The organism is Bradyrhizobium sp. CER78 (assembly GCF_029846235.1).
Lineage (GTDB): Bacteria > Pseudomonadota > Alphaproteobacteria > Rhizobiales > Xanthobacteraceae > Bradyrhizobium.
This window is the reverse complement of the sequence record NZ_JARVWP010000002.1, coordinates 593,168-604,924: the sequence shown is the minus strand read 5'-3', so window position 1 is coordinate 604,924 and position 11,757 is coordinate 593,168. Positions and strand designations below refer to the sequence as shown.

Annotated in this window: 10 protein-coding genes; 3 read left to right on the top strand and 7 right to left on the bottom strand. The window is 65.9% G+C overall.

Annotation, left to right across the window (positions count from 1 at the left end; all coding sequences use genetic code 11):
• Window positions 1-205: 205 nt before the first annotated feature.
• Genes QDT69_RS05905 through QDT69_RS05890 form a run of 4 tightly spaced genes read right to left on the bottom strand, consistent with a single transcriptional unit; the run spans window position 206 to window position 4,732 of the window.
• On the bottom strand, window positions 206-1,000 hold the full coding sequence (locus tag QDT69_RS05905) for an IclR family transcriptional regulator (RefSeq protein ID WP_279705679.1): 795 nt from the start codon (window positions 998-1,000) through the stop codon (window positions 206-208).
• Between the two features lie 42 nt (window positions 1,001-1,042).
• The gene (locus QDT69_RS05900; RefSeq protein ID WP_279705678.1) at window positions 1,043-1,807 is read right to left on the bottom strand and encodes a glucose 1-dehydrogenase; all 765 of its coding nucleotides are present in this window, start codon (window positions 1,805-1,807) and stop codon (window positions 1,043-1,045) included.
• Window positions 1,804-3,522, bottom strand: a complete 1,719-nt coding sequence (locus QDT69_RS05895) for an FAD-dependent oxidoreductase (protein ID WP_279705677.1) — start codon at window positions 3,520-3,522, stop codon at window positions 1,804-1,806. The genes QDT69_RS05900 and QDT69_RS05895 overlap by 4 nt, the downstream gene beginning before the upstream one ends.
• Window positions 3,523-3,532: 10 nt before the next feature.
• Complete coding sequence (locus QDT69_RS05890) at window positions 3,533-4,732, bottom strand: ABC transporter substrate-binding protein (protein ID WP_279705676.1); 1,200 nt, start codon at window positions 4,730-4,732, stop codon at window positions 3,533-3,535.
• Between the two features lie 350 nt (window positions 4,733-5,082).
• On the opposite strand from QDT69_RS05890, the gene QDT69_RS05885 reads away from it, so the two are divergent.
• Window positions 5,083-6,012: an aspartyl/asparaginyl beta-hydroxylase domain-containing protein gene (locus QDT69_RS05885; protein WP_279705675.1), complete on the top strand. Its 930-nt coding sequence runs from the start codon at window positions 5,083-5,085 to the stop codon at window positions 6,010-6,012.
• 169 nt (window positions 6,013-6,181) lie between these two features.
• On the opposite strand, the gene QDT69_RS05880 is transcribed toward QDT69_RS05885, so the two are convergent.
• Window positions 6,182-6,337, bottom strand: coding sequence for a hypothetical protein (locus tag QDT69_RS05880; RefSeq protein WP_167350189.1), 156 nt, complete (start codon window positions 6,335-6,337; stop codon window positions 6,182-6,184).
• 455 nt (window positions 6,338-6,792) lie between these two features.
• Between QDT69_RS05880 and QDT69_RS05875 the strand changes: the two genes are divergently transcribed.
• A complete protein-coding gene (locus QDT69_RS05875; protein ID WP_279705674.1) occupies window positions 6,793-8,490 on the top strand; it encodes an NAD-dependent malic enzyme in 1,698 nt (565 codons plus the stop codon).
• Here QDT69_RS05875 and QDT69_RS05870 read toward each other — a convergent pair.
• On the bottom strand, window positions 8,487-9,692 hold the full coding sequence (locus tag QDT69_RS05870; protein WP_279705673.1) for an MFS transporter: 1,206 nt from the start codon (window positions 9,690-9,692) through the stop codon (window positions 8,487-8,489). The two genes, QDT69_RS05875 and QDT69_RS05870, sit on opposite strands and share 4 nt — an antisense overlap.
• A gap of 31 nt (window positions 9,693-9,723) precedes the next feature.
• Window positions 9,724-10,182, bottom strand: coding sequence for a cupin domain-containing protein (locus QDT69_RS05865; protein WP_279705672.1), 459 nt, complete (start codon window positions 10,180-10,182; stop codon window positions 9,724-9,726).
• Window positions 10,183-10,295: 113 nt separating this feature from the next.
• On the opposite strand from QDT69_RS05865, the gene QDT69_RS05860 reads away from it, so the two are divergent.
• A complete protein-coding gene (locus QDT69_RS05860; protein ID WP_279705671.1) occupies window positions 10,296-11,720 on the top strand; it encodes a PLP-dependent aminotransferase family protein in 1,425 nt (474 codons plus the stop codon).
• The last annotated feature ends 37 nt before the right edge of the window (window positions 11,721-11,757 follow it).

Sequence of the window (11,757 nt, the reverse complement as noted above, 5' to 3'; positions counted from 1 at the left end):
TGATCGAGTATTCCAGAGGCAGTGGTGCTTGAATCGAGAGGCCGCGGCGTACTGGATCGGCCGGTCGAGCCGGGCGATGACAGATGTGAGCGGGGACACGCCTTCGCGTTCTCGCGGCAGCATTCGCTTCGCGAGCCCCGGAATGACGACGGGGCACATCGTGGATTTCAATTCGTTGAGTAGATTGGCGCAGCAGTCGGCCGCCTCACTCCGCCTTCCGCGCCGTGCCGTGTCCGAGCTGCCGCGAGATGTCGCCGGCGCAATCGCGCAGCGCAGCTGCGATAGCGCTGTCCCAGCTGGCGTCGAAGGTGCCCTCCGGGCCCATCGCTGTTATGACCAGGGCGACGTGGCCGGCGTGATCGAACACCGGGGCGGCGAAGGCGTTGACGCCGGGCAGGGGATCGCCGATCGCGCGCGCGAGACCGCGGCTCTGAACTTCAGCAAGCATCTCCGTGGTCTTCGCACTGATGGTCTCGCGCTTCGGATTGTAGCCGACGCCGAGGCGGTCGAGGCCGCTCTCGAGCGCGGTCTTGACGGCGTTCGGCGGCATGAAGGCGGCGAAGGCGCGGCCGGTCGCGGTCTCGAGCAACGCCACCACCGATCCGACGCGCATCGCGATATGCACAGGATGGCTCGGCTCCTCGAGCCGCACCACGGTCGCGCCGTGGGTACCCCACACCGACAGCGACACCGCATGATTGATGCTGTCGGCGAGCGCGGCGATCTTGGGCGTCGCGATCCGCACCGCGGACTGCCGGCGCAGGCTGATCAGGCCGAGCTCGAGCGCCAGCGCGCCGATCTCGTAACGGCCGGTGGTCTCGTCCTGCTCGATCAGGCCGATGCGCGAAAAGCTGACGAGATAGGGATGTGCCTTGGCCGGCGGCATGCCGGCTTCGCGCGCAAGATCGCGCAGCATCATGGGTTCGCCGCTGCGGGCGAGCGCGCGGAGCAATTCCCCGCCGACTTCGATCGATTGTATGCCGCGGCTTTCTCTCGTCATCGCGTCGTCATGTGATCTTTTGCCAGCTCTCCGACAATGTCCTTATACGGCGAGAAACCCTCCGTCGACCGGCATGGTCACGCCGTTCACATAAGACGCCAGCTCCGAGGCGAGGAACACCACCGGACCGACCAGCTCTTCCGGCTGCCCGACGCGGCCGAGCGGCGTGCGGCCCAGGAATCCGGCGAGCCGGGCAGGGTCGTTGCGGGTCGCTTCGGTCATCGCGGTTTCGATCACGCCGGGCGCGATCGCATTGACCCTGATGCCGTCGGCGGCGAGCTCGCGGGCGAGCGCCTGGGTCAACAGCTTCACGCCGCCCTTGGACGGTGCGTAGCCCAGCGTGTCGGCCACGCCGAGGAAGGAGGCGATCGAGCCGAGATTGATGATCGTGCCGCGCGTCTCGCGCAGCGCCGGCAGGTAGGCGTGGGTGACGTTGAAGGTACCGGTCAGGTTGACGTCGAGCACCCGCCGCCAATTGTCCTGCGCCCGCGGGGAAGAGATGCCCTCGCGGATGATGATGCCGGCATTGTTGATCAGGATCGCGATCGGCCCGACCTCGCGCGCCATCCTTTGCGCCAGCGCGTAACAGGCTTCGGCATCGGTTACGTCGAGGTCGAAGGACCATGCCGCGCGGCCGTGTTCGCGGATGTCGGCCGCGGTTTGCTCGGCGCCGGCAAGATCGATGTCGGTCACGACAACATCGGCGCCATGCGCCGCAAGGCCGAGCGCGATGGCGCGACCATTGCCGTGCGCTGCCCCAGTGACCAGCGCGCGCTTGCCTGCGAGCAGGTTCGGCAATGCGTTCATGCCGCGCTTCTTTCCGCCACTGCGCCGGCAATGTGCTTGCCCGCGATGTAGCCAAAGGTCAGCGCGGGGCCGAGCGTGATGCCGGCGCCGGGATAGTTGCCGCCCATGATGCTCGCCATGTCGTTGCCGGCGGCATAGAGGCCGGCGATCGGCTGGCCGTCGGCGTCGAGCGCGCGGGCATTGGCGTCGGTGCGGATGCCGGCATAGGTGCCGAGATCGCCGATCACCATCTTGATGGCATAGAACGGCCCGTGCCGGATCGGCGCGATGCAGGGATTGGGCCCGTGCAGCGCGTCGCCCTGATAGCGGTTATAGGCGCGCGAGCCCTTGCCGAAGGTGGGATCGCGCCCCTCGGCCGCGGTCGTGTTGAACTCGGCAACGGTCGCCTCGAACGCCTCGACGTCGATGCCGGCCTGCGCAGCGAGCTCTGCAAGCGTCGCGCCGCGTTTGAGATAGCCGGTTTTCAGATGATGGCCGAGCGGCATCGGGCGCGGCGGCACGCAGCCGAGACCGTATTTGCGCAGCGTCTCGTGATCGCAGACGAGATAGGCCGCGATCTCCTCGCCGGGCTTCGCCGCCCTGATCATCGCCTGCACGAAGTCGTGGTAGGAATTGCCTTCATTGGCGAAGCGCCTGCCGTCGGCCATGACAGCGATCACGCCGGGCTTGGCGCGATCGATGAAATGCGGCATCACGCCCTTCGAGCCGTCCTTGCGCGTGGTGACCGAGACCGGCACCCAGGCTGCGGCATTCGGCAGCGAGTCCTCGACGCGGCCGCCGGCGGATTCCGCAAGCCGCAAGCCGTCGCCGGTGTTCCCGGTCGGACCCGGCGAATAGTGTTCCTTACCGGTCGGCGCATGCGGAAACATCTTCTGCCGCCGCGCGACGTCATGTGGGAAGCCGCCGCAGGCGAGCACGACGCCGCGTTTGGCGTTGACGCGAATGGCGCGGCCTTCGCGCACGACGATCGCGCCGCGCACCACGCCGTTCTCGACGATCAGTTCGCGCACCGGCGAGTTGAGCCAGAGCGGGATCTTGAGGTCGAAGGCGGATTTCGCCAGTCGGCCAGCGAGCGCGTTGCCGTTGGTCAGCGTCATGCCGCGGCCGTTGCGCATCACGTCGATCGCGTGCTTCGACAGCCGCTTGGCGACATAGGCCGCCGAGGTCAGCGACCGCGTCGCGCGCATGAAGTGCACGATCTCCTTGCCGGAGCCGAGCATCATGCCGAACACGGTGAGTTCGGGCAGCGGACTGCCGAGATTCTTCAGGGCATCGCCGAGCTCGTGAGCGTCGAACGGCCGCGTCACCATCGAGCGGCCGCCCTGCGCTCCGCCGGGCGCTTCCGCATGATAGTCCGGGAAGGTCAGCGGCATGTCGAAACGAACCGCGGTCTTCGTCGTGAAGAAGTCGACCGCCTTCGGCCCTTCGGTCAGGAAGGCATCGACGCGCGCGGCGTCAAAGCTGTTGCCGGCCTCGTGGCGCAGATAGGTTTTGGCCTGGTCGGGGTTTTCTTCGATGCCCCATGCCTTGGCCAGCGAGGTGCCGGGGATCCACAGCCAGCCGCCGGAGCGCGCCGTGGTGCCGCCGAACCGCGGCTCCTTCTCGACGACGAGGACCTTCAGGCCGTGATGGCCGGCGGTGACCGCCGCCGACAGCCCGGCGCAGCCGGAGCCGACGACGAGCGCATCGCAGTCATAGATTTCTTCATTGGCCACGCGATCGATCCTATTTCTTGAGCAGCGGGCACTTGGATTCGGAGACCGGACGGAACGCGTCCTCGCCCTTCACCGTCTTGATGATGTCGAGATAGTCCCACGGCTCCTTGGATTCCGAGGGCTTCTTCACCTTGGCCAGATACATGTCGCGGATGACGCGGCCATCCTCGCGCAGCTTGCCGCCATGCACGAAGGTGTCCTCGATCGGCAGCTCGCGCATCTTGGCCATCACCTTCTGCGGATCGTCGGTACCGGCCGCCTTGATCGCCTTCAGGTAATGCAGCACCGAACCGTAGACGCCGGTCTGGATCATGGTCGGCATCACGTTGGCGCGCGCGAAGAACTTCTTCGACCAGGCGCGCGTCTTCTCGTCCATGTTCCAGTACGACGCCGTCGTCATGTAGGTGCCCTGCGCGGCGTTGAGGCCGATCGCGTGCACGTCGGTGTCGAACATCAGGAGGCCGACCAGCTTCTGGCCGCCCTGCACGAGGCCGAACTCGCCGGACTGCTTGATCGAATTGTCGGTGTCCTGGCCGGCATTGGCGAACGCCACCACATCCGCCTTCGAGCTCTGCGCCTGCAACGCAAACGAGGAGAAGTCGGCGGTGTTGGTCGGGTGCCGGACGCCGCCGAGCACCTTGCCGCCCATCTCGTTGATGAAGCGGGTGGCATCCTTCTCGAGCTGCTGGCCGAAGGCATAGTCCGCGGTGATGAAGTACCAGGACTTGCCGCCTTCCGCGATCACCGCCGACGCCGTCACTTTCGACAGCGCATAGGTGTCGTAGGTGAAGTGCACGGTGTTGGGGCTGCACAGCTCATCGGTCAGCGAGCTCGCGCCGGGACCGGACAGCAGCGCGATCTTGTTGCGCTCGCGCACCATGTTGTGCACGGCGATCGCAATGCCGGAATTGGGAATGTCGACGACGGCGTCGACCTTGCCGTTGTCGAACCAGCCGCGCACGATCTGCACACCGACATCGGTCTTCATCTGGTGGTCGGCGGAGACGATCTCGATCGGCTTGCCGAGCACGGTGGGGCCGAATTCCTCGACCGCCATCTTGGCTGCTTCGACCGAGCCCGGGCCGGAATTGTCGCGGCCCCAGCTCGACAGGTCGGTGAGCACGCCGATGCGCACGACGTCATCGGAAACCTGGGCATGCGCGGCCGTCGTCATGACGGCGAGAATGGCTACCGCCAAAAATTGTCTCATCGTTCCTCCTCTGGGTGTCCGCATTCTCCGGCGGGTCGATCCAGAATTAGGAATTATCAAATCTATTTGTCAATAGCGAATTTTACTGTGTGAATGTTGTCACACAGTGGCCTCCTCGAATGAGGCGGCGCTTCACATTTGGTGAGCAGACGCTTACATGGCTCATCCGGGATGGCACTGCGGGGCTTCCAGCTCACGCACAGCTTGCGGCAGTACCAAGTCACTATGAACAGGGGAATTTTCGCGGACGGCGATGCGCTTCGCCGCCTGCGCGGAGCCAGCCTTCATTGGGATCGGCTTGCGGGGGCGGTGCACGAAGAGCGTCGGTGGGCTGCGATCATAGACGGAACATGTTGAGACAGCTCTTTGCGCCACAGCTCGTTATTCTCTACGTGCTGGCGGCCTCCACACTCTACGTCCACTTCCGCGGCAGGCAGCGGCTGCGCTTCGCCCGCCAGCTCGGCGATCACTCGACCTATCTCGCGCCCTACAATGTGCTGATGTATGCGGGCTCCGCGGTACCCAACACGCCGGTGATTCCGATCGAGCAGTTTCCCGAGTTGAAGAAGCTCTCCGACAATTGGGAGACAATCCGCGACGAGGCGACACGCCTGTTCGACGAGGGCTTCATTCGCGCTGCGGCCAAGAACAACGACTGGGGCTTCTATTCGTTCTTCAAGAGCGGCTGGAAGCGCTTCTATCTGAAATGGTACGACGACTTCCTGCCGTCGGCACGCACGCTGTGCCCGCAGACGGTGGAGCTGCTCAACTCGATCCCGAACGTGCACGGCGCGATGTTCGCGATGCTGCCGCCGGGCGGCAAGCTGGGGGCGCATCGCGATCCCTTCGCGGGCTCCTTGCGCTATCACTTAGGCCTGGTGACGCCGAATTCGGACCAGTGCCGCATCCTCGTCGACGGCGTCGAATGCGTCTGGCGCGACGGCGAGGCCTTCATGTTCGACGAGACCTTCATCCACAGCGCCGAGAACAAGACCGACGTCAACCGCATCATCCTGTTCTGCGACGTCGAACGGCCGATGAAGTACGGCTTCATGACAAAGATGAACCGTTGGGTCAGCCACAACATCGTCAAGGCGTCGGCGACCCAGAACGTCGACGGCGAGCATGTCGGCGCGCTGAACAAGGTGTTCGGCAAGCTCTATGAGCTCCACCTCGGCAGCCGCAAGGTCAAGGAATGGAATCGGAACGTGTACTACACGCTCAAATATTCCGTGACCGCGCTGATCCTCGGTCTGATCGTGGTGTCGGCGCTGCGGTGACGTGGATGCGTAGGGCGGATTAGCGAAGCGTAATCCGCCGTCGCGCTGCGGACGAGATGGCGGATTACGCCCTTCGGCTAATCCGCCCTACGATTCCTGGAAAAACAAAAGCCCCGGGGCATGCTCCGGGGCCTTTTGTGTATGCCGTGAGCTGCGAGGCGCAACAGCGTCAGTCGCGTTCGAAAACCTTTGCGCCGGGATAGACGCGCCTCGCATAGGCGACGACCCACTCCCGATCCTGGGTCTCCAGGAACGGCGTTCGGATCTTGCACGACCCGACGATGAGGTGCCACAGGCCATCAAGCTTCTGAATGTTGACGATCATTTCAGTGTTCCTCGAGAACCCGCGTTCCAGTCGATACTTGCTGCCCGCAATAGTCGTGCACTTCGTTCCCCGGAGCAGTGATCCTGATCACAGATTTCGCAACGCAAGTCGCGCCCACCGAGATTTCTGTCGCTGGTCGCGGGCGCAGCGACGTTGGCAGCCGTGCATCCGATGGAGTAGTCGCGAGTATAAGAATCACTCGCCATCGCTCAATTGTACGAGCGTAAGCACGGGGCATCACAAGGAATCACGGTAGCTATACCAAGGTATGCGGATGTTTGTCCGGCGGTGTTGCAGCGGTGCATTGCCCGAGTGACTGTTCCACGACGTCCATCTGTCCAGCCGCGATGCCGGGTACCGTTCAACTTTGCCCGGCCCGGCAGCTTTCGTGCTCCGATCCGTTACACGAGGGTGATACAGTTCCATCAGGCAATTCGCATTGAGGGGACCTTGTCATGTCGGGGACTGCAGGAGCTTTCGCCACCACCGCGCTGAGCGGCTACGAGCTGTTGGCCGATCCGCAGCTGAACAAGGGCACGGCGTTCTCCGAGGCGGAGCGCGAGGCGTTCGACCTGCACGGCCTGCTGCCGCCCAACATCCTGACGCTGGACGAGCAGGTCTCGCGCCGCCTCGAGGCGTTGCGCGGCTACGAGACCGACATCGAGCGCTATGCCTTCTTGCGCGAATTGCAGGACACCAACGAGACGCTGTTCTACGCGCTCCTGGTCGGCAACCTGGAAGAGCTGCTGCCGATCGTTTACACGCCGACCGTCGGCGAGGGCTGCCAGAAATTCAGCCGGCTGTTTCGCAAGCCGCGCGGCCTGTTCCTCAGCATTCCGCACCAGCACCGGATCGACCGCATTTTCGCCCATCCGCGCTTCGATCACGTCGAGGCCATCGTGGTGACCGACGGCGAGCGCATCCTCGGCCTCGGCGATCAGGGCGCCGGCGGCATGGGCATCCCGATCGGCAAGCTCGCGCTCTACACCGGCTGCGGCGGCCTGCATCCGGCGACCACGCTGCCGATCATGCTCGATGTCGGCACCGACAATCCGGATTGCCTGGCCGATCCGCTCTATATCGGCTGGCGCAACGAGCGCGTGCGCGGCCAGCAATATGACGACTTCATCGAGGCGTTCGTCTCGGCGGTGGTGAAACGCTGGCCGCGCGTCCTGCTGCAATGGGAGGATTTCGCCAAGAACAATGCGACCCGGATGCTCGAGCGCTACCGCGATCGGCTGTTGACCTTCAACGATGACATCCAGGGCACTGCGGCGGTGGCGACCGGCGCCTTGCTCTCCGCCATCAACGTCACCGGCGTGCCGCTCACCGAGCAGCGCGTCGCCGTGCTCGGTGCCGGCTCCGCCGGCTGCGGCATCGCCAGCCTCATCCGCGCCGCGATGGTCGATGCCGGCCTGTCCGAGAGCGAGGCGGCGAAACGCTTCTACATGGTCGACCGCGACGGGCTGCTGCTCGAGGGCATGAGCGGGCTCGCCCCGTTCCAGCTGCCATTCGTGCAGAGCAAGCAGGCGATCGCGGGCTGGCAGCTCAGCCATCCCGACAAGATCGCGCTGCTCGACGTCGTGCGCAACGCCAGGCCAACCGTGCTGATCGGCGTCTCCGGCCAGGCCGGCGCGTTCTCCGAGCCGATCGTGCGCGCGATGGCCGATTGCAACAAGCGCCCGGTGATCTTCCCGCTGTCGAACCCGACCTCGCGCGAGGAAGCGACGCCTTCCGATATCGAGGCCTGGACCGAGGGGCGGGCGCTGATCGGCGTCGGTAGCCCGTTCCCGCCGATCACCCGCGACGGTGCGCGCTTCAAGGTCGACCAGACCAACAACTCCTACATCTTCCCGGGCGTCGGTGTCGGCGCGCTCGCGGTCGGCGCCAGCCGGGTCAGCGACGGCATGTTCATGGCCGCCGCCAAGGCGCTCGCCAGCGTCTCGCCGGCGCGCAACAACCCGAAGCACAATCTCTTGCCGCCGGTCAGCGCGCTGCGCGAGGTGGCGCTGACGGTTGCGCTGGCGGTGGCACTGCAGGCGCACAAGGAGGGGCTCGCCAAGGATATTCCGATCGACCAGGTCGAGGCGCGCATCCACGCCAAGGTCTGGACGCCGCGCTACGTTCCCTATCGGCGCAGCGATCGGCCCTAGGGCCGGACGGCTGCCTCCTGTCGGTCTCGCGCGCCTCGCCCCGACGATGTGATCCGGCCGACCAGGATGGCGCCGAGGCCGAAGCAGACGCAGAGCGCGCAGACCGATGTCCATCCGCCATGCGTCCAGGCAATGCCGGCAAGCGCGGATCCTGCGGCTCCGCCGAGGAAGAACAATCCGGTATAGAGCCCGTTGAGGCGGCCGCGGATGTCCGGACGCAAGCTGTTGATCGCGTGCCGTCCCAGCGTCTGATCGCCGATCACACCGAGATCGACGATGATCGCAGCCAGAACCAGCAGCAGCAACGCGGTGCCGCGGTGCATCGCGGCACCGAAGATGAGGGCGAGGCCGGACCCGGCGACCACGCAGACATGGGCAAGGCGCGTCGCGGTTTCGTCGAGATGCCGATCGGCGGCCCATCCAGCGACGGGCGCCACGATCGCTCCGCCGATACCGGCAAGGGCAAACGCGCCGATCCCGATCTGTCCCAGCCCGAACGGAGGCGCCGCGAGCAGCAGCGGCACGGCGGTCCAGAACGCGCCGAAGGCCCCCATGCACAACGCCTGGCACGCCGCGCGCCGCTGCAGTACCGGCTCGCTGCGGAGGACGATCCAGAGCGAGGAGATCAGCTCGCGAAAGCTCAAACGGCTGGCTTGCGAACGCGCAGGCACGATGAGTGCACAGGCAAGGCAGACCATCGCGAGCGCAGTGGCGTCGGCGAGGTAGGCTCCGCGCCAGCCGAAAAGGCTGGCCGACAGGTTGGCGCTCGGCCGCGACAGCAGCACGCCGATCATCAGCCCGCTCATGACCCTGCCGATGACACGGCCGCGCGCCGACGGCTCCGCAAGACCCGCTGCAAGCGGCACGACCATTTGCGTGGCGCTGGTCGTCAGCCCCACGACGAACGCGCTGAGCAGGAAGAGCGTCGCCGACGGAGAGAAGGCCGCGGCCGCCAGCGCAAGGGTCCCGGTCAGGAGCGTCGTCAACATGACTGAGCGCATCCGGAACATATCGATCAACGGGACAAGCAGCACGAGCCCGGCGGTGTAGCCCAGCATCGGCATCATGGCGATCAGGCCGGCGGCGCTTTCCGTCAGCCCGAACGAGGTGGCGATCGGAGCCGAGAGGGACTGCGCGGCGAACAGCGGCAGCACGATCACCGCGATCGCCGCGCTCAATGCGGCTGTGAGAGCACTCTGCATCGTCGTCAAGAGATCCCGAGGCGTTGGATGGTTACAGCGGCTTCATCAGATCCGCGGCGGTTGCGTCGCGCGGCGCGATGTAGATCGCAAGCAGGGTCGCCGGCTCGGTCGAGCTAGGATTGCGCGAAACGCGATGAATAGCGCCGGCCGGCTCCCACCAGGCTTCGCCGGCGCTGTAGGTGCGTTCGGGGCCATCGCCGACCTGCGAGGCCACCATGCCCGATACGACGTAGGCCATCACGCCGTTGGCATGGGCATGCACGGGCGATCCCGTTCCCGGAGGATACGTCACCTCCACGAGCGTGATGTCGCGCGCCGGATCGCCGGGCAAACCCTGCTTGATCACGTCGCGTCTGGAAGACTGTTTCGTCCCCGGTGCGGAGTGTTGCGGCTGCGCATTGGCATCTGATCCTCGGGCAGCGGCGAGGGCCGCGAGCAGCGCTGCGATCGAGGCGCGATTGAAATCGCGTCGAAGGATGGTGGATGTCATGTCGAGGGCTCCTGATGTTGTCCAGGCCCACCATCTAGCGGCAGGATGGCCTATCCATAAGGGCCAAGAGGCGGCATATTGACTAGGCCATGGCGAAGCGCCGGAAGAGACGGGTGACCGGGTTGGTTCGCAGCGGTGGCATGCCGCTTTCGCGCCAGCTCTATGAGCGATTCCGGCGCGCGATCGCGTCCGGGCAGCTACGTCCGGGCGACCGGCTGCCTTCGATCCGCGGTCTTGCCGCGGAGCTCGCGATGGCGCGCGGCACGGTCGACGCCGCCTATGCCATGCTGGCCGGGGAGGGCTACATCGTCATGCGCGGTCAGGCGGGGACGATCGTGTCGCCGGAATTGCGCGACGCCGCGGCGCTCGATGACGTCGCGACGTTTCCGGCCCGGTCCAGCAGCCGGCCGAGCGGGCGCGCCGAACCTCTGCTGCTGCAGATGGGGCTGCCTGCGATCGATCTCTTTCCGCGCAAGCTCTGGACCCATGTGATCGCGCGAGAGGCGCGGCGAAGCTCCGCTTCAGACATGATGTATCCGGATCCGGCCGGCTTCGAACCGTTGCGGCAGGCGATCGCGGCATATCTCGCATCCTCCCGCGGGATCGCGTGCGACTGTCGCCAGGTGCTGGTGACCAACGGCTTTCAGGGCGGCCTCGATCTAGCGCTGCGCATCCTGCTGCGACGCGGCGACCGCGCGTGGATCGAAGACCCCTGCTTTCCGCCCGTGCGGACCGCGCTTGAACTGGCCCGCGCCGGACTTGTCGCCGTGCCCATCGACTCCGAGGGGATGCGCGTCGGCGAAGGCATCAGGCAGGCGCGGCGAGCACGGCTCGCGGTCGTCACGCCGTCGCATCAAAGCCCGCTCGGCGTATCGCTCTCGCTGCCGCGCCGCATGGAGCTGCTTCGGTGGGCGAACCAGGCAGACGGCTATGTCATCGAGGACGACTATGACAGCGAGTTCCGGTTCGTCGGCCGGCCGCTGCCAGCATTGAAGAGCCTCGATCGCGGCCAGCGGGTGATCTATTCGGGGACGTTCAGCAAGACGCTCTTTCCAGGATTGCGGCTCGGCTATCTGGTTGTGCCGGATCGTCTGCTCGACAGCTTCATCGAGGTCAGCGCCGGCCGTAGCAACGGCCTCAATCCGTTCGCGCAGCGGGTCGTTGCGGGCTTCATGGCGGAAGGGCACTTCGCGCGCCATCTGAAGCGGATGCGGAAGCTGTACGCGGCGCGCCGCGCCGCTCTGGCTGCCGCCCTGACCGCCGAATTCGGCGAGCGCATCAGGATCGAGTTGCAGCCGGGCGGCATGCACCTGCTGCTTCGGTTCATGGGCCGCACGCAGGATGCAAGGCTCGCGCAGCTTGCCCGGGCAGATGGATTTGGTGCCGAGCCGCTGTCGAGCCGCAGCCTTCGGCACGATTGCGGGCAGGGCCTGCTGGTCGGCTTTACCAATGCCGCCGAGGCCGATGCGCCTGCGATCGCGCGGCGGCTCAGGCGTGCAATCGAGCCCGTGGCCGAGCGGCGAGCGCGGACCGACTAAAGTTCTAGGTTCTGCGTTCCATCCCGTTGGAACCTTC